Raw genomic sequence first — 24,162 nt, 5'->3', positions numbered from 1 at the left:
GATCAAAAATCTCCTTGCTCCCCGAGTAAATCAGGACGCAATGTTTTCGTCCGTTCATAAGCGACCTTCTCCTGCCATTCCCGTATTTTAGCATGATTACCGGACAGCAGGATATCAGGAACCCGCCAACCGTTGAATTCCGCAGGACGAGTATATACAGGAGGCGCTAACAGATCATCCTGAAAAGAATCACTCAAAGCCGAACTCTCATCGTTCATCGCCCCGGGAATCAGCCTTACGATCGCATCCGTCATAATACAGGCAGGCAATTCTCCTCCCGTCAGGACATAATCCCCCACCGATATTTCCCTGGTCACGAGATAATCCCGTATACGCTGGTCGATCCCTTTATAGTGACCGCACAAAATCATGATGTTCTCCTTCAAAGACAATTCGTTCGCCATTTTCTGATTAAAGGTCGGAGCATCCGGAGCTGTATAGATAATCTCATCATACTGCCTCTGTGAAGTCAGCTCGTTAATACAATCGAATACCGGTTGAATCATCATCACCAACCCCGCTTCTCCCCCGAAAGGGTAATCGTCTACCTTCCGGAACTTATCTTTCGACCAATCCCGGATATTGTGAATATGAATCTCTACAATTCCCTTATCCTGCGCCCGCTTGATAATCGAATGGTTCAACGGACTCACCAGTAATTCAGGCACCACACTTAATATATCGATACGCATAACTTCTTTTATGATGGATTTAAATTGCAAAGTTAGATATAAAAAGTGAAAATCAGAGTGTATCCGATTTTTTTGACCGAACCTATTTATATAAAAAAATTTTTAAATTGGATTTTTCAATGGGCTTAATTAATTTTGCAAACCGATTATTTATAAATTTTTAATAGAAAAACAAATGAAAAAATTATTATGGGGAACAGCACTCATGGTAGTGTGCTTATTTTCAGCTTGTAACGATGATGATGATGACAAAATCCCACAAGGGCCGGCAATCACATACGCCGGAAAGTTACCTTCCCGTATCGGGGATTACACTTTCGTGTACGATGATAACAATCGTTGCACTCAAGTTAAAAATAATTCTTACGTGTATGGCGAGATCGATTATGACAAGGGAGTTGTTATCATGGATGATGAAGAAGCCAAAGTGTCGTTTAACAGTGACGGATACGTCACAGGCATCAGCGCATCCTGGAATTATAATGAGGATGGTTACAGCTATAAAGGTAGCGGTAAGATTTCATTTTCATACAACGGAAACGGTCAGTTAGTATCTTATATAGAATCTTCCAGCGAGAGTGGGAAGGAGGATGGGGAAAGCTTTTCTTCTCAAGGAAGCTACAAGGCGACTTACACCTGGAAAGATGGAAACCTGATCAAGGTGGTTACCAAGGAAGAAAGTACAGAAGATGGAGAAAAATATGAATACGGTTCTACTTGTACAATCGAGTATGGGGAAGAAAAGAATGAACTGGGACAATATACTTTGGGACAGGCAAAGGTCCTTGATATGGAGGATGCCGATGTTTTTGCGTTAGTCGGTATGCTAGGGAAGGCATCGGCTTATTTCCCGGTTTCGTATACGGAGGAATATTACGAGAAAGATTCGGAACAAAATTACGAAAACGAATATAGCGAAAACATGACATACGTTTTAAATACGGATAAAACCATTAAAACGGAATATATCAATGGCTCTCCGTACTCTTATTCCTATGTTGCAATTGATAATGATAGTGATAATCTCAAAGTACGGTCTTTACTCCCTTCTGATAAAAAGAATTTGAACTTACGCTCATTCTTTATCCGTCATCACGGAAGAAAATAAAATTTCTTAAAAACGAGGCTATCCCATTGAAGGACAACTTCAAAATCGGATAGCCTCATCCTTTCTCTGATTACAATTCTCCTTTTTATTTCAAATAATCCTCAAAATAATCGGTCACCTTTTGCATCAGGTGAATCCGGTCTTTTCCCATAACGTTGTGCTCGGCACAGGGATAGGGAAAGTAGTCTACCTGTATATTATTTTTAATACATTCCCGGATAAAGCTCAGGCTATGTTCCCAAACCACCGTATTATCGATAGCTCCCTGACAGATCAGTAATTTTCCCTTGAGATCCCTGGCTTTATGAATGAGGCTTACCTTTGCATATCCTTCCGGATTGGTATGGGGGGAATCCATATAACGTTCGCCGTACATCACTTCGTACCATTTCCAATCGATCACCGGACCACCGGCAACAGCCACTTTAAATACGTCGGGATGATTGGTAAGCAGGGAAATCGTCATAAAACCACCGTAACTCCATCCATGTACACCGATCCGGTCGACATCGACATATGGTAAAGATTTCAGCAACTTAATTCCTTCCATCTGATCAGCCATTTCAGCCTGACCACATTGTCCGTGAATCGCTTTTTCAAATTCAGCCCCCTGATTCGAAGTACCCCGGTTATCCATGACAAAAACCACATAACCGTGTTGTGCCATATACATTTCCCAACGACGCATTTCTGCCTGCCAGGTATTCTTTACCATCTGTGAATGCGGCCCCCCATAAACATAAACGATAACCGGATATTTCCGGGAAGCATCGAAATTCATGGGTTTGATCAGACGATAATAATTATTGAACTTACCATCGGCACTCTTTACCGTACCCAACGTAATCTCACCGAAATTATAATCTTTGGTAGGATCTTCCGCCTTCAACAATTCTTTCACTTTTTTCCCGTCATTTTGTACCAGCAGAATCACACGAGGCACTTTCAGACTACTATAATTGTCTACAAAATACTTCATATCGCCACTCATCGTCACTTTATGCCAACCTTCGGCCTGTGTCAAACGGGTTTTCTTTCCGCTTTTCACTTCCACCCTGAACAAATGATTATCGACAGGACTTACTTCAGCCGAAGTATAATACACAAACTTATCATCCTGCCCCACCATTTCGACATCAGCATTCACATCGGTCAGCCTTTTCAACACTTTTCCGGTTGCAGCCTCACACAGATAAAGACTAAAATAGCCATCCCGGTTATTCGTCCGGTAAATAAACCGGGATGGATCGTTTTTCAAAAATACGATCGGCGTCAAAGGTTCTATATAGCGCTCGTTCTGCTCTTCGAGTAAGGTCTTCACAAATTCACCGGTTTTGGCACTGTATTGATTCAATTTCATGTGTTTCTGAGCCCTGTCGAGTACCTGCACATAAATATAATCGGAAGCCGGACTCCAGGCTATGTTCGTCAGGTATTGTTCCCGCCCGAAGTCATCTACGTCTAAAAAAACGGTCTTACCCGAAGCAACCTGATAAACCCCCAGACTGATTTGCTCGGATTTCATTCCTGCCATAGGATATTTGATCTCCCGCAAAGTCCCCATCCTGGAATTGATATCCAGCAAAGGGAAGGTTCCTACCTGACTTTCGTCCTTGCGATAGAAAGCAAGTTGTTTGCCATCCGGAGACCAGAAAATGCCTCCGTTGATCCCAAATTCATTCCGGCTCACCGTTTGTCCGTTGACTATATTCGGATCTTCATCGGAAGTAACGGCAAATTCATTCCCGTTAGCATCTACATAATATAAATTGTTAGCCTTCGTATAAGCCAGTAATTCCTGTCCGTTAGAGGTCACATTCTGTGCTCCTTTGGCAATAGGAAAAACATACGCCAGCACTTTTTTATCGGTATCGATCTCATATCTTTTTCCCTGGCGCATAATCACCAGGGTACGGCCATCTTTCCATTCATATTGGGGCCATCCCTTCAAATCCGCCTCCAGCAAACGATTCAGTTCAGCTAATGTCATCAATACTTCGGGTTTTCCTTTCCCGGCCACCTCACCCATCAGGTTCGTCCCTTCCGGATAAGTCAGTACGTTCCGGTCTCCCTGCCATTGAACATACAAATTCTTCGGATAAAGCTGATACCCAAGTACCGCTTCCTCCATAGTCAATACCTTACCGCCACCGGTTTGTGGCTGATCTGTCCGGTCTTCCGACAAATTCCCGGCAGTCAGATTCATTATTGTTCCAACTCCCATGAATGTCATTAATATACTTTTCATTTTATATCGATTAAAATTATAACAAACGTTTGAAAAAGGTGTACAAAGATAACAAAAACTCCGTTTTAGCCTCATTTCTCCCGGAAAAGAAAGTCATCCCGGTCGTCCAATACCGGAAATTTTTTTCTGAATTGCCTCAATTTCTCTATATCCAGTTCCACCCGGATAATGGCTTCATTTCCGGGAGAGGTACTTCCGATCTCCATCCCCCGGGCATCGGCAACCATCGAATCACCGGAATAGATCAAACCGTTATCATCTTCTCCGACACAATTGACGCCAGCAACAAAAGCCTGATTTTCAATCGCTCTGGCTTTCAGCAACGTTTTCCAGACTTCGCGGCGCGATTCCGGCCAATTCGCCACGAAAACAGCCAGATCATAATTTTGTGTGTTCCTGCACCAAACCGGGAAGCGCAAATCATAACAAATAAAAGCAGCTATCTTTACTCCCCGAAATTCGAAAGTCAACTGCCGGTCTCCGGGAGTAAAATGTTCATTCTCCCCGCCCATTCTGAAACAATGCCGTTTGTCATAATACCGGCAATTTCCCTCAGGAAAAGCAGCAATCAAGCGATTATAATATTTCCCATTTTCCCGGTAAACCGTCGATCCCATTACCAAAGCATGCTGACGTTTCGCCCAAGCCAGCATCTTTTCTTCTACGACAGGATATGCATTTGCGACAGATTCCTTAGCGGCAAATGCCACCTCTGCCGACTTCTTTATCATCATACAGCCCGAAGTGAACATCTCAGGGAGTAGAATTACATCACAATCCTCACTCTTCGCCATTTTTTTGTCAAAATTCTGTAAATTCTCCTGCAGCTTTCCCCAGGCCAGAGGGGACTGTACCAATGCTATTTTCATCTCCTATCCCTTTCCGATTCATGGTGAATCAATGAATTAATATTATGAATCAACATACTGACCGCAACAGAATTGAACCCTCCTTCCGGGATAATAATATCGGCATAACGTTTCGAAGGTTCGACGAACTCATCGTGCATCGGTTTTACCGTACAAAAATATTGGGTCAATACCGACTCTATACTACGGCCTCGTTCCTGCACATCCCGTAACAAACGGCGTCCTAAGCGCACATCGGGATCGGTATCTACATATACTTTCACGTCCATCAATTCGCGTAAAGTCCGGTTTTCCAGAATAAGGATTCCATCGATAATAATCACCTGTGCCGGCTCGACTTTGACGGTCTTATCCGTACGGTTATGATTGACAAAAGAATAAACGGGCCGGAAAACAGATCGTCCCTTTTTCAGTTTCATGATATCTTCAATCATCATATCGGTATCGAAAGCACCGGGATGATCGTAATTCAGCTTTGTTCGTTCTTCGAAAGACAAATCGTCATGCGCTTTATAATAATAATCATGACAAAGCGTGATGACACTTTCTCCTTCAAACGCCTCTTGCAACTTTTTTACCAAAGTAGATTTCCCCGATGCCGTACCTCCGGCAACACCGATGATCGTCGTATTCATTCAATCAGATTTATATAAACTATTCTATCACTTTCAGCCGCACCCTCGCTTCTGCCCTCGACATTAGATTAAAATGCCACCATTCGCTGGGAAGAACCCGGAATCCCGCATCGGTCATCACTTTACGCAATAACCTCCGGTTGTGCAAATGAGGTAAAATAATCCGCCCTTGCTTCACCATCGCCTCCTCCCGGTCAGGCCTCGCCTCCTCCCCGAAATAATCGAACTCACTTCCCATCGGCAAAACATGTCCTAAAGAATCAACCAAAGTCAGATCGACAGCAGCACCGTAATTATGCAATCCACCACCATTCCGGGGATTACTGACATACACCCGGTTTTCAGTCCCTTTGACCAAATCCCACATTTCTTGCTGCACCTTCATCGGACGGGCTGCATCATATACGAGCAGACTCAATTCCGGCCTCAGAAGTTTCAACTTTCGCTGGGCTTCTGCTAAACGCCCGGCGGCCTCCGGTAACAGAAATGCTTTCCGGATATCCCGATACAGCACCTTTCCGGCAAAATTATCGGATGTAGCATACACCAAATGTACAGCAATCGTAGGATCGACCTCACCGATATCCACCAATCCTAATTGGCGCATCCTCCGTTCGGTTCCGGAATCTTCTTTTTGTCCGGTGGTATCCGCAGCGACACGCTCAACGGTGATTTTCGGTACTTCTTCTGTCAAAACAGGCTTCTGCCTCTTTTCTTGGTTACCGCTACCTCCTCCGGCACTTCCAAGAAAAATACATACGCTACCGAAAAAAACTATTCTCCGGAGCGTACTAATTACCATTAGAAAAATTCTCCGGATACTTTGGATTAGCATCATGGTAAGTACTCATAATATAGGCTAAATCAGCATCCACATCCTCCGTCGGATAAAACAAAGGCCCCACTTCACAATATTTTCCTTTATAATCGATGCGGCCCAAATAAACCGGAACACCTGCCGCTTTCGCAATAACCAAAAAACCCTTCTTCCATTTCTTCCGCTTTTTACGGCTTCCTTCAGGGGTGATACACAAATACATCGAATCGCGTTGTTTAAACTCGGTAATCATCTGCCCTACCAACTGACTATCTTTATTACCGCGATCCACCGGTATCACATTCAATGCCCGCAGAATCATCCCGAGCGGAAAAAAGAAGAATTCCTTCTTCATCAAAATAAAAGCCGGAATACCCTGACTCAAAAAAGCCAGTTCTCCCCAGAAGAAATCCCAATTCGAAGTATGAGGAACAGATATAATCACCGCTTTTTTCTCTGCAGGCAATTCACCTTTGTATTTCCAGCCGGCCAGCCACATAATAAATCTTGCCAGATATTTCATAAGTATACACTTTTTGTCGGTCCAATCCTATTTACCAATTCGCGTCAAATTTACAAAATAAATTCATTCTCTGGCAAAGATTTATCCTGTTTAGCAGCCTTGAAAAAGTTTATCTGTTATAATTCAAGGTTATCCGGTAAAGTCCATCCTCTATAGAGCATAGATAGAGATCCTCCGACAAGGCCTCGATATCACTATAAAGAGCCTCTGTAATCCGTTTACCTTCTGCATCCATCAGTCCATACCGGTTTCCTTTGGGATTCCAAACCGAATAAGAAAAATAGCGGCTTCGGTTCATCCTTTCTTCTCCATTATCGAAATATTCTCCAGTAGAATAATACAGGGGAAGGATAGCATCATATACAAAAGGCCGGACCACCGTTTTTCCATCTTTTCCGATCACTTGTTGCTTGCCCCCCTGAATACAGACTATCCCTTCGGGTACTATTTTCAGCCAATCGTATTCCACTGGCATAAGGATTTGTAACGAATCACCCAAAACCCCCCACCGATCTCCTTTTTGAAGTATCCGAAGTCCTTCTTCGGGCATATAAATATAATCGTATTGAGGTGCAACTTTCCATTGTCCATTGCGATCGATCAAACCACATTGCCGGGCATTGTCGAAGACGGCACAATAGCCTCCTTTAAACAGATAATCCATCTCCTGACTACCGACCGGATAGCTCCAGGTCGGCGGGATAACTGTCCGTCCTTGCCGGTCGATAAAACCGATCTTCCCTCCCGACATCACAGCCGCCAATCCTTCCGAAAACACCCAGGCCCGTTCATATTGTGCGGGAATCACCACTTCACCGGTATAACAATTCAGATATCCCCTTTTCCCCTTCCGGCAAAACACAGCTAAAGAATCGGCCTTATCACCGGTCACCAGCCACTCTAAACGATCCAAAATCACCTGTTGCGTAGCCCGGTTTTTCACCCTCTTTTTCCCATTCGAAAACTCTTCATACACATACTTATCACTCAATACCTTATTGTCAGCAAGATAAGTATGCCGTTCCACACTTTTAATATAAGCTGTTCCTAGAACAATCATGATCCCCAATAAAGAGAAGGCAATCACAGCAACGATAACTTTCCAAAAAATTTTCATACTACTATTTTTTAATTTGACTTTAAGATTTGCTTTTATCTATATCTATTAGATATTATTTTTCCCAAAATCTATCATCTGTTCAAATAATAGTAGGTCTATTTTTTTTCTTTCTATTCCGATTCCGGTTTTTATACCGTCAGACCGGTTCGCCAGGACCGGTCCGCTAAGGCTTTCCTTCACTGACCGGCGGAACTCGCTTCGCCCAGACACCACCGGTCGGGCGTTCGGAAAACCTAACCGGACACTCGTTCCTGCTCCAATGGTCTTCCGCCATAAAACCCTGCATCTCACGTTAACACGACTTGGCAAAGGAAGGATTAGAAAAATTTTATAGAATAAAATACCGGCTCACCTCTATCGGATTATGGATAATTGGGTTACTTTACCGGAAAATCTTTTTTCGCTGAAATTTATGGTTTTCAGGTCCGGTTTAGCTTGCCAGGCAGTGATAACGTAAGTCGGAGGTGTTCGTGTTCGGGGACCATTGGAGCTCTGGCGAGTGTCGTCTTGCTTTTTCTGAACGACCGACCGGTGGTGTCTGACGGAAACGTAACGTAAAGTTTTTTGCGCAGTGAGGAGTTCCGCCGGTCAGTGAAAGAAAAAGGTAGATGACCGACAGAAGCGACCGCGTCCCCCAACACGAATACCGAAGACGAACAAGGACCGGAATAATTCTACGTTTTAAGTAGGTACCAAGATTTCAATAGGTACAAGAAATACATTACATCGGTCAAAGTAGATTCGCTTTGGCCAGTACCCAAATATTTCTCACGCTATCCCGGTCATACTTCCGGTAGGGTTCTCCGAACCGTTCCTCCACTTTCTTCAATTCTTCCCAATCCACCAAACAAGCATGCTTCTTATGTTTTTCGTCCTTATTCACCGAAACAAAGTCGGGAATATCGCTCAAATGCCAGACATCCCACTCGTGAACAAACAAGGTGGCATTCCAATGCAGGTGTTCTCCTTTGGCCAAATTTTCAAACCGCTCGTTTCCCAAAACCTTTACATATTCCTCTTCAGTAGACCATTGTGCAAAATCCTGAGGCGTAAGCCCGGCTAATTGCAACTTGGTATAAATATGGGAGGCAGCCGAAATATTGGTCATCTTTTTAATCGGCGACAACGCTTGCCAAGGCACCTGTTTCTCCACAGCTTTCTGTGCATTGTAATAGGCATGGATCTTCCGGGCAGTCATCTCCCGACTCTCATTGATGATAATATCTTCAGTGTAAATATTGTCGTTACTGCCATATAAACAAATTTCTTTAAAACATTCCTTCGCTTGCTGAATATAACTGTAATCTCTTGTATTATAGACATCTGTCAAAATTTTAATCTGATCGTTATCGGTTTCCCTTGAAATGAAATGCGACAATTCGACCGCAGTCTTTATATTCAATTCATCTTCTCCCAAAGCGACCAGAATGTATTTCAACCCGGCCAACTTATCTTTCAACAAATTGAAAAACTCACTACTATTCACTTCCGCCTCGTGATATTCGAGCTGATAATTCTTTAAGCCCGGATAATAATGTTCGAAAAGACCCGCCTTGCATTTCATCTCTTTATCGATAATCGTAGCCCGGAAAGTCGATCCGACAAACTGCCCCTGTTCTATCATTGCTTTCAATGCCTCACTCCCCATATTCCCAAATCCGATAATCAGCATACTGAAATCAGACAAGGCGACAGCTTTAGAAGTTTCCAGTTTCAGGGCATTCACAGGAGGATAATTCGTGATCAATTCCTGAGCCGCCAACTTAGACCGGTTAAAAATATGTACTTCGACATTCAAAGGACCGATTTTTTCTGCAAAAAGATCGATCAGTTCTTCCGAATCGGCATTCACATAAAGCCTTAATTCCTTGGGTAATAACTGCAATCGCCGGATTTCCCCGATCACTTTCAGGGACATGTGAATATTATAATCTTCATTCTCGGACAAGAAAAACATCCGGCAAACCGATTTATCGACCAATTTGGAAATCTTTAATTCGTCGAAAGCAACCTCTTCAGAAAAATCTTTTTTCAGGAACACCGCCTCTGTTTTACTGATTTTTTCAAATAAAGATTCTTTATCCCGGAGACGGGGTAAGGACAAATTTATTTTTGGGAAAGCCACCAATTTGTGTTTTACATTCTTATCGATAAAAAGAATAAAACGCTTCCTGTCTTTTTTCAGTAAATCTTCCGCCAAAGCTACAGCTCCTTCGTTCAAATCGAAAAAGATATAACTGTCTTTCGGGGTAGAGAGTTTTAATTTCAGCCAGGACAGGAATTGTTTGCCGAACAATTGCAAAACGACCAGAAAGCTGACCAGAAATGCCGCAAAGTGAATAATAGAAAAAGCGAACATATAAGTCGCGTTTGTATGCATATGATGCCTGACTTCGAGTAAATCCGAATGCAGGAAAAACATGTGAAACGTGGACAAAAAAGAACGGACCACCAAGGTTATCAGCGATTCTTTCGTCCCAGCTTCCCAATAACCGATGCAATAAATTACAAATCCTGCCAGAGCAGTCAGTGGAATCAAGCCCCAATCCCTGAACTTGTAAAACGATCGTTTATCCTTCACCAACCACAGACAACACAAAAACAACACAACGATAAATCCTGCCATTTTCAGGATTTCAAAAATCAAATTCTCCATCATATCAACCATTTAATTATTCCTCTTTCAACATCAGGTCACTTTATTGGCTTGTTCCACAAATACTACAATAAATCAGAGCGCCCGAAAGCGCTCTGTACACTTTTTTACCCCACTGTAAGAGCTTTCCTAAAACTACAGTTTAGCTCCGCATCCGCTACAAAAGAGAGCTTCAGCAGGCATCGATTTACCACATTGGGTACAAAATTTTCCTCCTGCCGGAGCAGCGGTGTTATTGTTCGTATTCCGGTAAGCTTCGCGGGCAATGGTATCGGCAGCGATCATCATCACCTTATCGTCCATTTTTGCCTGGGCAATCATCCCGGAAATCTGTGTAATCAATACCGGCCAGAACAAAAACATAGAAATCAAAGTCGGAACTGCCTGTTGGCCGAAAATTCCAACTCCGGCATCAATCCGAATCTGTTCGTTTACCGGATAAATATGAACCTTCAGCGCGGTTTTCATTCCCAATACAGCTTTAAACATATTCCCTTTTGTAATCGAAATATCATACCCACCGCTAATCAGATCCTGAGCCTGTACCTGGTAACCCTCATTAGTAAAAATTCCGGTTATATCTTTAACTATTGCCGGAATAATCTCCGGTGAAGCAAAAAATGTCTTTGTCGATTTAAACGTTCCCATAGCCTAGCTTTTAAAGTTTTAAATCCTGAATTTCCTTGTACTGATGGACAGCATACAATACACTCATTTCTGCCAAAAGATTCTCCACCTCACTCAACTGATCGGGCGAAAGTGTCTGCTCTAATCTTTTTAATAAATGAACCACCAGATTAGCCTGATTTGTCAGCTCATCGTCTGTTACGATCTGATCTTCCATTATTTTTCTGAATGTTGGCCGCTGAGCAACCAACTCATCGATGTTCAGTATACCTTCTTTATCAAACAACATATTTTTCTATTTTAATTTAAAACCACAATGTTTACAATAAATCCAATCCTTTTCTAAAGGCTTTCCACATTTAGGACAAATCAAACCGTCTTGTTCCAATTTTATATTTTTCAATATTCGCTGACATTGTTCTGTTTTTCCCCATTTCAGAATCTCACGTACCCGGATTGCCGTAAAAGGATGAGAAGCTCCTAAAATAGCATAATTCTGTAACAATTTATCCCAAGTATTATTTTGCAACGTATCGTAATAGTCGGCTTGTTTTACAAACTCTTCGATATTCACATTTTGAGTAATCTCCCGTGGCCCACCGGCAAGCCGAAGCTGTACCTCGACCACTTTCTCTATACTCCCTAAAGCGACAGCCCCTGCACGATCTGCCGACAGTTCACTTCGCCTGCTCCAGTATTGTAAAGCCCAATACACCGGCATCACCGCATTTCCCAGTATTCCCATACGTTCTATATTCCTGAGCAAAGTCGAAGCCAGGGTATGATAAAGCATGTGCCGACAAGCGATATGTCCGCATTCGTGGGCTATAACCGAAGAAACTTCTTCGTCGGTGAGGTATTCCAGCAATCCCGAAGTCACAGTCACCATCGTCCGGGTATCCCCCATCGCATAAGCATTCGGATAAGGATCCATTTCGAGATAAAACTCAGGTTCTGAAATAGAAAGCCTTTGACAAATCGGAGGCAATTTCTGATAAATTTCAGGCAGTTGAGTAGGTGAAAGCCGAATTTTATTCGCCATATTCATACCGTGCACAATCTGCTCGTCATAATAACGCATAAACAATTTCATCGCTGCTGCAAAACCAGGGATAGCCTCCATATTCCGGCGTGCAGCTTCATCTTCCGGATGAATATAATCAGCAGGTCTTATCATAACTAAACTTATTACTTTATACTAATCATATAATATTTCGAATCTTTCCAACTATCGATAAAACGATCCAAAGGATAATACCGGACGTGATTCTCCATCGCAACATCGTAGATTTCGACCCGAGGCGGTTCGGAAAAATCTACGCTACGAACGAGGACGACGTGATCGGGTATTTCTCCAATCCAGCGATCTTCGAATTCCTCCTGTTCAAGATTCCCACTCAGTTCACCACCATCGACACAAGCAATAACATTGTGTCCTTGTTCTAATTCCCGGACCAATTCGTTTATCTCCCGACAAAAGCGTCTCTCCACCTTCAATCCAAAACTCTCAACCAATTTTCCGATATATTTCAAAGGAGTTCCTTTCTCCTGCTTGTACCAATGCTGCTTCAATGCCATCTGTATCAATTCTTCTTCCGTTACCTTTTTTCCTCGCTTTTGCAATACAGCAAGTTCAGAACGAATCACACACAGATTCCGACAAGACGATGCAGCAAAAAACACCGGAATATCGAGACTATTGCAAGCCACCTCGAAAGCCTCTCTCTCCTGTTCGTCATGTTGCAGCACCTGCCATATTTTCAGATTCTCCTCAGGAGTAGTATTCCCATCCAGATAAGCAGCCAAAAGCTCATCCGATAAAGAATCCAGACGATCAAACATAATGTTCCTCCTCTCTTAATATTGCTATCAACTGTTTTACAGCCCGATGCCGGATGTTATACAAATTTTCCACGGTTACATTCATTTCCCGGGCTAATACTTTCGGATCGAGGTCCTTTAACTCCAAATCGACCAACACCTGACGATATCGTTCATTATTCATTTTACGAATAGCATTCCAGACGTCCATCTTGCTGATCAGTTCCGGTAAAAAATCAAAAACTTTCTCTTCTTCTTTTATTGGAGCCGATTGATTCCGATAATCCATCAACACCCCTCTCCTTTTTTGAAAAAAACGTACAGCTACGACCGTCAACCAGGTCGTCAGTTTACTCCGGAAATCGAACTGCCGAAGTTTATACCAATTGTCCGATTGCAAATAAAGATACAATTCGTTGATCAGCTCGTTTTTATCGAATTGACAAGGACAAAACCGATGTAATATATAATTGAACATCGGCGTACATTTATCAAAAAACAAATAACGGACAATCTCTTCATCACCGATAAGTAAGCGATCGACTAATTCTCTATCACTAATCAGTGCGTAATCTTTTTCCTCCATATCCCATTAATCACCGTAAAACCACTTCTTTTAGCACAATTTGTTTTCGTATTGCAAATATAAACATTCATTCACTTTTTCAAAATTTTAATTTTGTGAATATCTGATTTTTTCTTCTCCCGAAACGATGATTTTTTTCTAACAAATATTTGTTTCACCGAAAATAAGCATTAAATTTGCAACCTGAAAATTTTCCTCAGGGGTACTATAAGTGGTTCATAGCCCACCCCATGGTATTAACATTAAAACAACAAAACAAATGTACGCTATTGTTGAAATTGCAGGACAGCAATTTAAAGTAGAAAAAGACCGTAAGGTTTATGTTCACAGACTGGCAGCCGAAGAAGGCGCTCAGGTAGAATTTGACAATGTTCTTTTAGTGGACAATGACGGTCAGGTTAAGATCGGTACACCGAAAATAGAAGGCGCAAAAGTTACCGCAAAAGTATTGAGCCACCTGAAAGGGGATAAAGTGATCATCTTCAAAAAGAAAAGAAGAAAAACTTTCGAAAGAAAGAACGGTCACCGTCAATATCTGACTCAGATTCAAATCGAATCTATCAACGCTTAAGCTCTGAAGAGTGATTTTATTATTTTGTAACTTCTAAATTATTAATACGATATGGCACATAAGAAAGGAGTCGGTAGTTCAAAGAACGGCCGTGAATCAGAAAGCAAACGATTAGGAGTAAAAATCTGGGGTGGACAATTTGCTAAAGCAGGAAATATCCTGGTTCGCCAAAGAGGTACTGTACACAATCCGGGTGAAAATGTAGGTATCGGTAAAGACCATACTTTATTCGCTCTGATCGACGGGACAGTTGTTTTCAGAAAGAAAAGAAACAACAAATCGTTCGTTTCAGTGGAAGCTGCTGCAGAATAAACTGAAAAGATATGAAATATTAAACTCCTGTATTCTGCTCGGATACAGGAGTTTTTTTATAATTTTACCCCTCGAAAATAAGGCATGAGTAACGATAGAAGGTGAACGTTATCTCTGGAATGTATCGTCCGTCTGAAATCGTAAATCTAAAATATTCAAATTATGTTGAATCTGAAATTTATCCAGGAAAATAAAGAAACCGTCATAGAGCGTCTGGCTGTAAAAAATTTTGATGCCCGAGAATCTGTTGAAAAAATCATCGCTCTCGACAACCAGCGTAAATCCTTACAACAGGAGGCAGAAGCCAAACAGGCTCAAATGAATATCATCGCCAAGGAAATCGGTAAACTGATACAATCAGGACAAAAAGAAGCTGCCGAAAAAGCCCGTCAGGAAACGGCCGATTTGAAATCAGCTATCGCCGGATTGAATAGCCGACGGACAGAAGTCAGTAATGAATTAACCGATATTTTGCTCCGCCTGCCCAATATGCCCCATGCCTCTGTGGCTAAAGGAAAGTCTGAAGCAGACAATGAGATCGTTAAGATTGTAGACAACATTCCCCAAAAGCATGAAAACGATCTGCCCCATTGGGAACTTGCCAAGAAATATGATCTGATCGACTTCGAAACCGGTGTAAAAATCACCGGCGCCGGCTTTCCCCTGTATAAAGGACTCGGAGCACGCCTGCAACGGGCATTGATCAACTTCTTCCTGGATGAAAATATAAAAGCCGGCTATCAAGAGGTACAGCCACCTCTGATGGTGAATGCCGACTCTGGCTACGGTACCGGACAGTTACCGGACAAAGACGGTCAGATGTACTATGTCAACGAAGACAATCTCTATCTGATCCCGACTGCCGAAGTTCCGGTAACCAATATTTACCGCGACGTCATTCTGGACGGAGATCAGCTACCGGTAAAAAATACCGCTTATTCCGCTTGTTTCCGCCGGGAAGCCGGTTCTTACGGCAAAGATGTGAGAGGATTAAACCGGTTACATCAATTCGATAAAGTTGAAATTGTTCAGATCACCCGTCCCGAAGTATCCTACGAGGCCCTGGAAGGTATGGTGAAACACGTGGAATGCCTATTGATCAAACTAGGCCTCCCCTATCGCATCGTTCGCTTGTGTGGCGGAGATATCAGTTTCACCTCTGCCCTGACTTTCGATTTTGAAGTCTATTCCAAAGCACAGGAAAAATGGTTGGAAGTCAGCTCTGTATCCAATTTCGAGGAATTCCAGGCCAACCGCTTGAAATTACGGTTCAAAGACAAGGGAGATAAGAAAACGACAACCTGCCATACGCTGAACGGAAGTTCACTGGCTCTTCCCCGGATTGTCGCTGCCTTATTGGAAAACTATCAATGCGAAGAAGGTATACGGCTACCGGAGGTGTTGCAGACGTTTATGGGGACAGAGATGATAAGGTAAAAAGTAAAGACTAAAAGTGATGGACTAAAAAAAGCCAGAGGCGATGGGTTAAAGGTTAAAAGGTATTAGATGCCGAAGGCAAAGAATGGGAGCTATCTTAGAAGTTAAAAATTTGACTTAGAAGATAGCTCCTTTACTTTTTAAAATAGGAAATAGCGGAGAAATCCGTATCTTTGTAAGCAAATGTATCGGGGTTTATGAAATTTATTGTCATTCTTTTTTTGCTATTCACTTCTATTTATACACTGGCCCAACAAAGTGATTCTCAATTGGCCTATACCTATTATCAAGCCAAAGAATACGATAAAGCTGCCGAAAAATTTTTGAAATTATACGAACGCACACACTCGGCAAATTTTCTGGATTATTATATTATCTGCCTGATTAATGGTAAAGAATACGACAAAGCCGAAGATACCCTGAAAAAATTACTGAAAACCGACGATAGCAATAAAGATTTTCTGATCGACCTGGGCTATATCTATCAACAACAAGGGAAAACCAATAAATCGGAGGAATGTTACGGGAAAGCAATCAAAAAAATTATTCCGCAAAATACAGCAATCATTAATCTGGCCAATAAATTTAAAAATATCCGGGAATATAGCTGGGCGATCAAGACTTATCAGCAAGGCCGGATACTTTTGAAAAAACCGGATGCCTTTCTGAAAGAATTAGGGGATTGCTATCTGATGGAAAGAGATTACGAACAGATGATGCCTCTCTTTGTCCGCACCCTGGAACTGAACCCGGGGAGTATCGACAATATTACCGCCCAGCTAAGTTTTGCCCGTTCGAACGACATTGTCAATAGTATAGACCCGGTGATCGAAAAAACACTGAAATCCTTATGCCAGAAGACGGATTATCTCCCGGTTTTTGATGAATTGGCTGTATGGTATAATCTACAAATCCGGAATTATCTCCTGGCACTTCAACATGCCGTATTATTAAATAACAAGTCTGAAAATAAACTGCATATTTTTTTGAATATAGCTCTCGATGCGATAAACAATAAAGCTTTCGACCAAGCCACCATAGCTTACCAAAAGATCCTCGGCAAAGGCAAGGAGAACAATCCGTTTTACCTTCCGGCCCGTAAAGGTATATTGACTTGTCGGTATGAACAACTCCGGCAAAGTCCTGCCGACCGTTCAGACTACCTGCAAATAGCCGGAGATTGTGAGAAATATATGCAGGAATTCGGTTATACTCCGACCAATATAGACATTCTCTCTTTATTGGCCGAGCTCTATGCCTATCGACTCCAACGACCGGATTCGGCCGATCGCTTGCTCGATAAAGCCATCCGGATGCCAAGATTAAATTCCAACACTTTGAGTCAGCTGAAATCCCAAAGAGCCGCTCTATTGACTTTTATGGACAATCCCTGGGAAGCGACTATCCTATATACCCAGCTTGAAAAGGCAAATCCGAACAATGACATCGGGTATGAGGCCAAACTGAAAAAGGCAATGTTAGCTTATTATGCAGGTGATCTCTTGTGGGCAAAAGCTCAGTTCGATGTATTGAAAGGAGCAACAAGTAAGCTGATCTCTAACGATGCTATCCAAATGTCCCATTTCATCCATATGAATTATGAGGCAGAAGGGGATAACCGGGATTTAGAAAAAATGGGACGCACAGAATATCTGCTTTATAAACAACAGTTTCAAGAAGCTCTCCCCCGATTGGACAGCCTGATCGGGCACTGTTCGCCGGGTATCTCCGATTACGCCACCCTGCAAAAAGCCCGGTCGCTCTGCGCATGTTTCCAGGATGAAGAGGCTGCCAAGTTACTAAGCGAATTAAAAGATCGTTCGGAACAAGTATATATCAAGGCCGAAGCTTTATTCCAACTTGCCGGTCTGAAGAGAAAACAAAAAGAACTGCAACAAGCGAAAGAATTGTATCGGTTACTCGTCACCGATTATTCGGGTAGTGTTTACAGTATTGAAGCAGCCAAACTCTACCGGGATCTGGAAGCCGGAGAACAAACAGAGGTAAATAACCTTTAAAACGAATTTTATGCGAATCATTTACAATACCAGTTTTATCATCGATGAAGACATCGAAACAGCATGGATCGGTTTTATCCGGAAGAACTATATTTCCGTACTTCAGACCAACCGCCTTTGTGAAGATATTATCTTCACCAAAGTATCGATCGATCAGCCCGAAGGTAAAACTTATTCCTTACAGTTGGTTTTCAATTCCGAAGAACAACAAAACCACTTTTTGGATGAATGGCTGCCGGATATAGAAAAAAAGATTATCCAAATTTTTTCTAATCGGTATTTATGCTTTAGTAGTATATTGACAGAAATCTAAAGTTATGGAAAAATTAATTATGGGAATCGACCCCGGTACCAACTTTATGGGATATGCGATCATCAAAGTATTCGGAAAAAACCAAAAACCGGAATTAGTAGTATCGGGAATTGTAGATATGATTAAAATTACAGACCCTTATATCAAACTTCAGCGGATATTCAGCCGTACCCTACAAGTGATCGATAGTTATCAACCGGATGAACTGGCGATAGAAGCTCAGTTTTATGGAAAGAACGTTCAATCCATGCTAAAACTCGGCCGGGCTCAAGGGGTTGCTATTGCAGCTGCTCTCCAAAGAGATATCCCCATTTTCGAATATGCTCCACGGAAGATTAAAATGAGTGTTACCGGTTCGGGAACCGCCTCAAAAGAACAAATCGCCCTTTTACTAGGTAAGTTTATGACTTTACACACCACCTCAGAAATGCTGGACGAAACAGATGCTATTGCTATCGCTTATTGTCATTATCTGCAAAGTTGTAATCCGCTGACTTCAGCAGGGCATACCTGTAAATCCTGGAACGATTTCATCAAGAAGAATCCGGATAAACTAGTCTGAGCAATCTTATTTTTCAGCTTTCCGGCATATTGATCTATCTCATAAGATACGAAAGGAAGACCAGCGAACTTTTACTTATCAATTACCTCCATATAATTAAACAGATAAAGTCATCAAAAAACGTAGGTTCATTTTTTTTCTTTCTATTCCGATTCCGGGTTTTATACCGTCAGACCGGCTCACCTCTATCGGATTATGGATAATTGGGTTATTTTATCGGAAAATCTTTTTTTGCTGAAATTTATGGTTTTCAGGTTCGGTTTAGCTTGCCAGGCAGTGATAACGTAAGTCGGAGGTGTTCGTGTTCGGGGACCATTGGAGCTCTGTCGAGTGTCGTCTTGCTTTTTCTGAACGCCCGACCGGTGGTGTCTGACGAGCCTGCGAGGAGTTCCGCCGGTCAGTGAAAGAAAAAGATAGATGACCGACAGAAGCGACCGCGTCCCCAAACACGAACACCGAAGACGAGTAAGTAACAGAATAATTCTACGTTTTCTCAGGAACAATGGAGAAAAGAAGAACAAACTTTAATTCTCTCCTTCTCCAATTCTCAGGTTGTAAGTATAAACACCACCGCCTAATACGCATTTACCATCTTTATTTTCCAGCATTATCAAGATACCTTTGCATGTGATTCGATATGCCTTTTTGGCATTCATTTTAAATAATCGGTAAAATCATGTCCTTAATAGACAGTTTAAAAAAAGATATTCACTATATAGAAAGCTTAAATAGTTGTATGAACTGTGGAGTTTGTACAGCTATTTGCCCTTCTGCCGAATTTTACAATTATGATCCCCGAATAATAGCCGACACAGTCCAACGCCAGGACGAAGAGAGTATCGAAGGGTTACTGAAATCCGATACGATTTGGTATTGCGGAGAATGTATGTCGTGCAAAACCCGTTGTCCACGCTGTAATACACCCGGCGGAATCATCATGGCACTACGCAGATTATCACAGGAAAAAGGATGGTTTACCGAATCTGAAAAAGGACGTCAGCAATTTGCCCTGAAAAGAATATTAGGAAATAACATACTGAATTACGGCTATTGCGTCACTCCCGATATTGTGAAACCGGAAATGCATCCGGAACAAGGTCCTGTCTGGGAATGGATTTATGAACACCGCGACGAGGTATACGAACGAACACATTCGAATTACAAACAAACGGGAGCCGGCGCCTTAAGAAAAGTCGACGACGACTCGCTCAACGAACTGAAACAAATCTTCGAAGTAACCGGAGGATCGGAATTCATGGAGAATATCGAAACCTATTCCCTCCAAAAAGCCGAGGAAGAAGGGATGGACCCGGAAAGTTATTTTCTGCATACTTATACGGATAACAATGGGAGACATGGGGGGAGGTAAAAAGCGAAAGGCTAGAAGCTAGAGGCTAGAAAGAAAGAAGGGAAAAAAGAGAGAAAAGGAGAAATACAGAAAGAGGAAAAAGAAATGAATCTGGAAGGTAAACAACAAATATGGAATGATTATCAGAAAGAGATTGCTGATGATCGGTATTATTATGCGAGAAGTTGTATTCGTCAGACTTTTTTTCCAGGGTCCGAATGGGCTTATCTGGATATACTGAATAATAAATTGGGAAAAACTGTTCTCGACGATCCGCGACACACGACTTGCACAGGTATCGGTTATCATTCCGATGTCGTACCGATCGAGACTATCATGACCGTCGTCGCCCGTCATTTTGCTTTGATGACTGAAGCCGGATTCGAAAATATGACTCCCTCCTGCATTACTTCTTTCGGTATTTATACAGAAATCCTGCATACCTGGGAGACTCATCCCGAATGGGAAGAAAAGACCCGGGAATTTTTATGGAAAGCAACGAAACGGGAATTCCAAAAGCCGAAGAACCTGGCACATACTTCCGATGTCATCTATAAATTCAGAAATGAAATTGCAGCTCAGAAAAAATATAGTCTGGTAGATATACACACCGGACGCCCTTTGCAAGTAGTCGACCACATCGGTTGTCATTACGCTAAAATGTTTCCCAGCAAAGGCATCGGGGGGGCAGAATTTCCTGCTGTATTGTCGGGAATGGTCTCCGCTTGGGGAGGCCAACCGGTCGACTACCCCGAAAGACGACACTGTTGCGGATTCGGTTTCCGGAATTACCTGGTATTAGCCAACCGGGGATTCTCTGTCGCAAATTCGAAAAAGAAATTCGAATCCATGCAACCCTATGAACCGGACTTTATTATTACCAATTGCCCGGGTTGTGCCATGTTTCTGGACAAGTGGCAATACACCATCAGTGAAATGGAAGGTACCACTTACGGTCCGGATGGTTACGGTATCCCTGTTCTGACCTATGAAGAAGTGGCGGCTTTGGTTTTAGGATACGATCCCTGGGAGATCGGCCTGCAAATGCATCAGGTCAGCGTCGAGCCTCTATTGGATAAAATGGGTATCCGGTATGATCCGGAGGCCAAATATAAAAATGTCCGGGGAGAAGATATGGGACATCCCCAGTGTCCTACTTATCTCAAAGTCTGATCTGCCCCACCCCATTGAAACAACTGAATATAAAATGAAAAAAGAATCATATGTGTGTTATTATTATAGGTGCAGGACCCGCAGGATGTGAGGCAGCCTACCGGCTGGTTCAGTCAGGTGAAACGGTCGAATTGATCGAAAAAGAAAGCGAAACCGGAGGGAATTTGAACAACTGGTATCAACTTTTCCCCGATCGGAAACAAGCTCGTGATCTGAATCAAAGTCTCCGCAAAAATATCCAGCACCCTGATATTCACCTCCATTTGGGAAGTCATCCGGTCAAAATTTTACGGACCGAAAATAATAAATTCACACTGGAACTGAGCGACGGAGCCTTATTAAAAGGAGATGCCCTATTGGTCACCAGTGGCTTCCGCCTGTTTAACGCCCGCCGGAAAGAAGAATATGGGTATGGTATCTACGAAAATGTGATCACTTCCGTAGAACTGGAAAATTTCTTCATCAATCATCACATAGCCACCTCTACCGGTCAAATTCCCAAACGAATCGGACTGATTCATTGTGTAGGCTCGAGAGACGAAAAGATTTGTAATTACCACTGTTCCAAACTCTGTTGTGTAACAGCGGTCAAACAAGCCATCGAACTTCGTGAGATGTTGCCGGAAACCGAAATTCTATGTTTTTATATGGATATGCGGATGTTCGGTCCGGGATATGAGGAACTCTACCGGGAAGCTCAGGAGAAATACAACATCAAATTTGTACGGGGACGTTTATCGGAAGCTTCTGAAAACAAAGAGAAACAATTGCTTATTAAAGTCGAGGATACACTGGTGGGTAAACCTTTGAAGATGACCCTCGATCTGATGGTGCTGATGGTAGGTATGGAACCATCCGAAGGCAGCACACAGCTCGCCTCGATGCTAGGCCTCGACACTGCTCCCAATGGCTTTATCCGGGTCGGAGATCCCCATACGGGAACCAACCGAACCAACCAGCCAGGCATTTTTATCGCCGGATGCAGCTCCTCTCCCATGAACCTGACCGACACCCTGACCGATGCACGTTCTGCAGCGATCACTATCGGAGAATATCTGAAACATAGCGAAAACAAGCATTAATCTTTGAAGCTGAACTTTTATGAACTTTTGGGGTTTTTCAATATCTGAAGCGCGGGTTATCGATTATGATAAAAATGATAAAAGTCTGGTAACAGCCATGACGGCCGACGTACCCAGCACCAAGCTCTGTATCGGATGCGGAGGATGTACGGCCACTTGTACCGCCGGCAACCTGACCGAATTCAATATCCGTAAACTGCAAATGCTGGTGAAGCGAGGAGAAACCAAAGAGGTCGGTGACCACCTCCAAAAATGTATGTTGTGTGGAAAATGTCTGCTGGTTTGTCCACGGGGAGTAGATACCCGGCACATGATCCTAAGCCTGCTCAAATATATAAACAGCCTTTAGCTTATAGCTTTGTAGCCTTTAGCTTATAGCTTTTTACTTTTTACCTTTTACTTTTTTTAATTATGTATTACGATCCCTTTGTACTTCCTTTCACTATCGGTCTGAATATCCTCCTGATTTATCTGGTCATCAAATATGCCCGTTGGATTCGTACCTTCTCCACCGAAGACAAACGAACTATCCGGCGGAATGTTTTCAGTCTGAAAACCCTGAAAGCCGGTAAAGAAGTATTTCTGGAAAGTCTTGTACATCATAAAATCTTCCGCACCAATCCTTTTCTGGGGTATATGCACATGTGTTTCGGATTAGGGTGGTTTTTGCTGATCGTTGTGGGTAAAATCGAGTCGTTGGTATACCATACCAGTATTTTCAACCCACCTTATTTTGCCATATTTTTCCGCTATTTTCATCCGGCACAGGAAACATTTCCCTATAGCAACACTTTTGCTTTCCTGATGGATCTGATCTTGTTGATGATCCTCTCCGGGTTAACCCTGGCTTTCCTGAAACGAATGTATTCCAAAGCACTCGGTCTGAAAAAGACGACCAACCATCGTCCTTTCGACTTACTCATCCTCACGGTATTGTGGTTAATATTCCCTCTTCGCTTTCTGGCCGAGAGCTTTACCAGTGGAGTACGCGGAGGAGGTAGTTTTCTGACTCATTCGGCAGGTAATTTCTTCGACACTTTCTTACCGATCGAATCGCTTGCCTACCCGGCCTGGTGGGCCTATTCTTCGGCTTTGGGTCTTTTCTTCCTGCTTCTTCCCTTTTCCCGGTATATGCATATCCCGACAGAAATCGTTTATATTTTTCTGAAAAACTGGGGAATGAAACAAGGACGCAAATTTACTGCAATCAGCCAATTTCAGTTATATTCCTGTTCACGCTGTGGAATTTGCATCGATCAATGCCAACTGGGCTCTGTTTTGAATATGAAAGACACTCAACCGGTGTACTACCTGAAAAAAATTCGCCATCACAAAGCCTATGCCGCACAGACCGACAATTGTCTGATGTGCGGACGGTGTGAATCCGCTTGTCCGGTCGATTTGAAATTGAATGCCTTAAGACTTAGCCAACGTTCAGACTATACCCGGATAACCAAATCCAGTTATGAATATGTTCCAGGGACCGCCTTCCAATCAGCTAAAATAGCCTATTTTGCCGGTTGCATGGGGCATTTGACTCCAGGAGTGATCCGTTCCATGCAAACCATTTTTACCAAGGCCCATGCCGACTATACTTTCATTGACGAAAAGGAAGGAGTATGTTGCGGAAGGCCAGCCTTGTTA

Annotated in this window: 25 protein-coding genes; 12 read left to right on the top strand and 13 right to left on the bottom strand. The window is 42.6% G+C overall.

What is annotated here, in order from left to right:
* Positions 1 to 2 precede the first annotated feature (2 nt).
* Positions 3 to 692: a tRNA (guanosine(37)-N1)-methyltransferase TrmD gene (trmD, locus tag WS34_RS01435; protein ID WP_022160027.1), complete on the bottom strand. Its 690-nt coding sequence runs from the start codon at positions 690 to 692 to the stop codon at positions 3 to 5.
* 175 nt (positions 693 to 867) lie between these two features.
* Between trmD and WS34_RS01430 the strand changes: the two genes are divergently transcribed.
* Positions 868 to 1,800, top strand: coding sequence for a DUF4595 domain-containing protein (locus WS34_RS01430; protein WP_286693584.1), 933 nt, complete (start codon positions 868 to 870; stop codon positions 1,798 to 1,800).
* Between the two features lie 85 nt (positions 1,801 to 1,885).
* Here WS34_RS01430 and WS34_RS01425 read toward each other — a convergent pair whose 3' ends face one another.
* The 12 genes from WS34_RS01425 to WS34_RS01370 form a co-directional block, all read right to left on the bottom strand.
* Positions 1,886 to 4,048 (bottom strand): S9 family peptidase, encoded by a 2,163-nt coding sequence (locus WS34_RS01425; protein WP_286693583.1) that lies wholly within the window; start codon positions 4,046 to 4,048, stop codon positions 1,886 to 1,888.
* A 71-nt stretch (positions 4,049 to 4,119) separates the two neighbouring features.
* Positions 4,120 to 4,917, bottom strand: a complete 798-nt coding sequence (locus WS34_RS01420) for an amidohydrolase (protein WP_046402664.1) — start codon at positions 4,915 to 4,917, stop codon at positions 4,120 to 4,122.
* A complete protein-coding gene (udk, locus tag WS34_RS01415) occupies positions 4,914 to 5,552 on the bottom strand; it encodes a uridine kinase (protein ID WP_013610774.1) in 639 nt (212 codons plus the stop codon). The genes WS34_RS01420 and udk overlap by 4 nt, the downstream gene beginning before the upstream one ends.
* A gap of 19 nt (positions 5,553 to 5,571) precedes the next feature.
* Positions 5,572 to 6,354, bottom strand: a complete 783-nt coding sequence (locus WS34_RS01410; protein WP_229032418.1) for a M15 family metallopeptidase — start codon at positions 6,352 to 6,354, stop codon at positions 5,572 to 5,574.
* Positions 6,344 to 6,892 (bottom strand): 1-acyl-sn-glycerol-3-phosphate acyltransferase, encoded by a 549-nt coding sequence (locus WS34_RS01405; protein ID WP_046402662.1) that lies wholly within the window; start codon positions 6,890 to 6,892, stop codon positions 6,344 to 6,346. Before WS34_RS01405 ends, WS34_RS01410 begins: the two co-directional genes overlap by 11 nt.
* A 109-nt stretch (positions 6,893 to 7,001) precedes the next feature.
* The gene (locus tag WS34_RS01400) at positions 7,002 to 8,009 is read right to left on the bottom strand and encodes a WG repeat-containing protein (protein ID WP_046402660.1); all 1,008 of its coding nucleotides are present in this window, start codon (positions 8,007 to 8,009) and stop codon (positions 7,002 to 7,004) included.
* 733 nt (positions 8,010 to 8,742) lie between these two features.
* Positions 8,743 to 10,671 (bottom strand): Rossmann-fold NAD(P)-binding domain-containing protein, encoded by a 1,929-nt coding sequence (locus WS34_RS01395; RefSeq protein ID WP_286693582.1) that lies wholly within the window; start codon positions 10,669 to 10,671, stop codon positions 8,743 to 8,745.
* A 132-nt stretch (positions 10,672 to 10,803) separates the two neighbouring features.
* Entirely contained in the window at positions 10,804 to 11,316 is a 513-nt protein-coding gene (locus WS34_RS01390) for a zinc ribbon domain-containing protein (protein WP_046402657.1), read from the bottom strand.
* 10 nt (positions 11,317 to 11,326) lie between these two features.
* Positions 11,327 to 11,584, bottom strand: a complete 258-nt coding sequence (locus WS34_RS01385) for a hypothetical protein (protein ID WP_046402655.1) — start codon at positions 11,582 to 11,584, stop codon at positions 11,327 to 11,329.
* Positions 11,585 to 11,590: 6 nt separating this feature from the next.
* Complete coding sequence (locus WS34_RS01380) at positions 11,591 to 12,472, bottom strand: M48 family metallopeptidase (protein WP_046402653.1); 882 nt, start codon at positions 12,470 to 12,472, stop codon at positions 11,591 to 11,593.
* An 11-nt stretch (positions 12,473 to 12,483) separates the two neighbouring features.
* Complete coding sequence (locus WS34_RS01375; protein ID WP_046402651.1) at positions 12,484 to 13,137, bottom strand: cysteine peptidase family C39 domain-containing protein; 654 nt, start codon at positions 13,135 to 13,137, stop codon at positions 12,484 to 12,486.
* Positions 13,130 to 13,702 carry an RNA polymerase sigma factor gene (locus tag WS34_RS01370; protein WP_046402648.1) on the bottom strand — a complete coding sequence of 191 codons (573 nt, stop codon included), beginning with the start codon at positions 13,700 to 13,702 and terminating at the stop codon, positions 13,130 to 13,132. Before WS34_RS01370 ends, WS34_RS01375 begins: the two co-directional genes overlap by 8 nt.
* A gap of 259 nt (positions 13,703 to 13,961) precedes the next feature.
* Between WS34_RS01370 and rplU the strand changes: the two genes are divergently transcribed.
* From rplU to WS34_RS01315, 11 genes are all read left to right on the top strand, one after another.
* Positions 13,962 to 14,273: a 50S ribosomal protein L21 gene (gene rplU / locus WS34_RS01365; RefSeq protein WP_046402646.1), complete on the top strand. Its 312-nt coding sequence runs from the start codon at positions 13,962 to 13,964 to the stop codon at positions 14,271 to 14,273.
* A 51-nt stretch (positions 14,274 to 14,324) separates the two neighbouring features.
* On the top strand, positions 14,325 to 14,585 hold the full coding sequence (gene rpmA / locus WS34_RS01360) for a 50S ribosomal protein L27 (protein ID WP_013610763.1): 261 nt from the start codon (positions 14,325 to 14,327) through the stop codon (positions 14,583 to 14,585).
* Positions 14,586 to 14,747: 162 nt separating this feature from the next.
* Entirely contained in the window at positions 14,748 to 16,022 is a 1,275-nt protein-coding gene (serS, locus tag WS34_RS01355) for a serine--tRNA ligase (RefSeq protein WP_046402644.1), read from the top strand.
* 197 nt (positions 16,023 to 16,219) lie between these two features.
* Positions 16,220 to 18,040 (top strand): tetratricopeptide repeat protein, encoded by a 1,821-nt coding sequence (locus WS34_RS01350; protein ID WP_046402641.1) that lies wholly within the window; start codon positions 16,220 to 16,222, stop codon positions 18,038 to 18,040.
* Positions 18,041 to 18,050: 10 nt separating this feature from the next.
* Entirely contained in the window at positions 18,051 to 18,353 is a 303-nt protein-coding gene (locus WS34_RS01345) for a DUF4286 family protein (protein ID WP_013610760.1), read from the top strand.
* Between the two features lie 4 nt (positions 18,354 to 18,357).
* Positions 18,358 to 18,915, top strand: a complete 558-nt coding sequence (gene ruvC / locus WS34_RS01340; protein ID WP_013610759.1) for a crossover junction endodeoxyribonuclease RuvC — start codon at positions 18,358 to 18,360, stop codon at positions 18,913 to 18,915.
* Positions 18,916 to 19,591: 676 nt separating this feature from the next.
* Complete coding sequence (locus WS34_RS01335; RefSeq protein WP_013610758.1) at positions 19,592 to 20,284, top strand: 4Fe-4S dicluster domain-containing protein; 693 nt, start codon at positions 19,592 to 19,594, stop codon at positions 20,282 to 20,284.
* An 84-nt stretch (positions 20,285 to 20,368) separates the two neighbouring features.
* Positions 20,369 to 21,436: a heterodisulfide reductase-related iron-sulfur binding cluster gene (locus tag WS34_RS01330; protein ID WP_046402639.1), complete on the top strand. Its 1,068-nt coding sequence runs from the start codon at positions 20,369 to 20,371 to the stop codon at positions 21,434 to 21,436.
* Between the two features lie 50 nt (positions 21,437 to 21,486).
* On the top strand, positions 21,487 to 22,518 hold the full coding sequence (locus WS34_RS01325; protein ID WP_046402637.1) for an FAD-dependent oxidoreductase: 1,032 nt from the start codon (positions 21,487 to 21,489) through the stop codon (positions 22,516 to 22,518).
* A gap of 19 nt (positions 22,519 to 22,537) precedes the next feature.
* Positions 22,538 to 22,867: a 4Fe-4S dicluster domain-containing protein gene (locus WS34_RS01320; RefSeq protein ID WP_046402635.1), complete on the top strand. Its 330-nt coding sequence runs from the start codon at positions 22,538 to 22,540 to the stop codon at positions 22,865 to 22,867.
* Between the two features lie 62 nt (positions 22,868 to 22,929).
* A partial coding sequence (locus WS34_RS01315; protein ID WP_286693581.1) for a 4Fe-4S dicluster domain-containing protein occupies positions 22,930 to 24,162 on the top strand: 1,233 nt, incomplete at its 3' end.

The organism is Odoribacter sp. N15.MGS-14 (assembly GCF_000980245.1).
Classification (GTDB): domain Bacteria; phylum Bacteroidota; class Bacteroidia; order Bacteroidales; family Marinifilaceae; genus Odoribacter; species Odoribacter splanchnicus.
The sequence above is the reverse complement of the archived record's forward strand: the minus strand, read 5'-3'. Positions and strand labels throughout refer to the sequence as shown.

Bases quoted from the DNA above. Each gene is read 5' to 3' on its own strand.
- udk (WP_013610774.1), bottom strand. From the start codon at position 5,552: ATGAATACGACGATCATCGGTGTTGCCGGAGGTACGGCATCGGGGAAA.
- WS34_RS01395 (WP_286693582.1), bottom strand. From the start codon at position 10,671: ATGATGGAGAATTTGATTTTTGAAATCCTGAAAATGGCAGGATTTATC.
- WS34_RS01330 (WP_046402639.1), top strand. From the start codon at position 20,369: ATGAATCTGGAAGGTAAACAACAAATATGGAATGATTATCAGAAAGAG.
- WS34_RS01320 (WP_046402635.1), top strand. From the start codon at position 22,538: ATGAACTTTTGGGGTTTTTCAATATCTGAAGCGCGGGTTATCGATTAT.
- WS34_RS01350 (WP_046402641.1), top strand. From the start codon at position 16,220: ATGAAATTTATTGTCATTCTTTTTTTGCTATTCACTTCTATTTATACA.
- WS34_RS01325 (WP_046402637.1), top strand. From the start codon at position 21,487: ATGTGTGTTATTATTATAGGTGCAGGACCCGCAGGATGTGAGGCAGCC.
- rplU (WP_046402646.1), top strand. From the start codon at position 13,962: ATGTACGCTATTGTTGAAATTGCAGGACAGCAATTTAAAGTAGAAAAA.
- WS34_RS01375 (WP_046402651.1), bottom strand. From the start codon at position 13,137: ATGTTTGATCGTCTGGATTCTTTATCGGATGAGCTTTTGGCTGCTTAT.
- serS (WP_046402644.1), top strand. From the start codon at position 14,748: ATGTTGAATCTGAAATTTATCCAGGAAAATAAAGAAACCGTCATAGAG.
- WS34_RS01390 (WP_046402657.1), bottom strand. From the start codon at position 11,316: ATGGGAACGTTTAAATCGACAAAGACATTTTTTGCTTCACCGGAGATT.
- WS34_RS01345 (WP_013610760.1), top strand. From the start codon at position 18,051: ATGCGAATCATTTACAATACCAGTTTTATCATCGATGAAGACATCGAA.
- WS34_RS01370 (WP_046402648.1), bottom strand. From the start codon at position 13,702: ATGGAGGAAAAAGATTACGCACTGATTAGTGATAGAGAATTAGTCGAT.
- ruvC (WP_013610759.1), top strand. From the start codon at position 18,358: ATGGAAAAATTAATTATGGGAATCGACCCCGGTACCAACTTTATGGGA.
- WS34_RS01420 (WP_046402664.1), bottom strand. From the start codon at position 4,917: ATGAAAATAGCATTGGTACAGTCCCCTCTGGCCTGGGGAAAGCTGCAG.
- rpmA (WP_013610763.1), top strand. From the start codon at position 14,325: ATGGCACATAAGAAAGGAGTCGGTAGTTCAAAGAACGGCCGTGAATCA.
- WS34_RS01400 (WP_046402660.1), bottom strand. From the start codon at position 8,009: ATGAAAATTTTTTGGAAAGTTATCGTTGCTGTGATTGCCTTCTCTTTA.
- WS34_RS01430 (WP_286693584.1), top strand. From the start codon at position 868: ATGAAAAAATTATTATGGGGAACAGCACTCATGGTAGTGTGCTTATTT.
- WS34_RS01385 (WP_046402655.1), bottom strand. From the start codon at position 11,584: ATGTTGTTTGATAAAGAAGGTATACTGAACATCGATGAGTTGGTTGCT.
- WS34_RS01405 (WP_046402662.1), bottom strand. From the start codon at position 6,892: ATGAAATATCTGGCAAGATTTATTATGTGGCTGGCCGGCTGGAAATAC.
- trmD (WP_022160027.1), bottom strand. From the start codon at position 692: ATGCGTATCGATATATTAAGTGTGGTGCCTGAATTACTGGTGAGTCCG.
- WS34_RS01335 (WP_013610758.1), top strand. From the start codon at position 19,592: ATGTCCTTAATAGACAGTTTAAAAAAAGATATTCACTATATAGAAAGC.
- WS34_RS01380 (WP_046402653.1), bottom strand. From the start codon at position 12,472: ATGATAAGACCTGCTGATTATATTCATCCGGAAGATGAAGCTGCACGC.
- WS34_RS01425 (WP_286693583.1), bottom strand. From the start codon at position 4,048: ATGAAAAGTATATTAATGACATTCATGGGAGTTGGAACAATAATGAAT.
- WS34_RS01410 (WP_229032418.1), bottom strand. From the start codon at position 6,354: ATGGTAATTAGTACGCTCCGGAGAATAGTTTTTTTCGGTAGCGTATGT.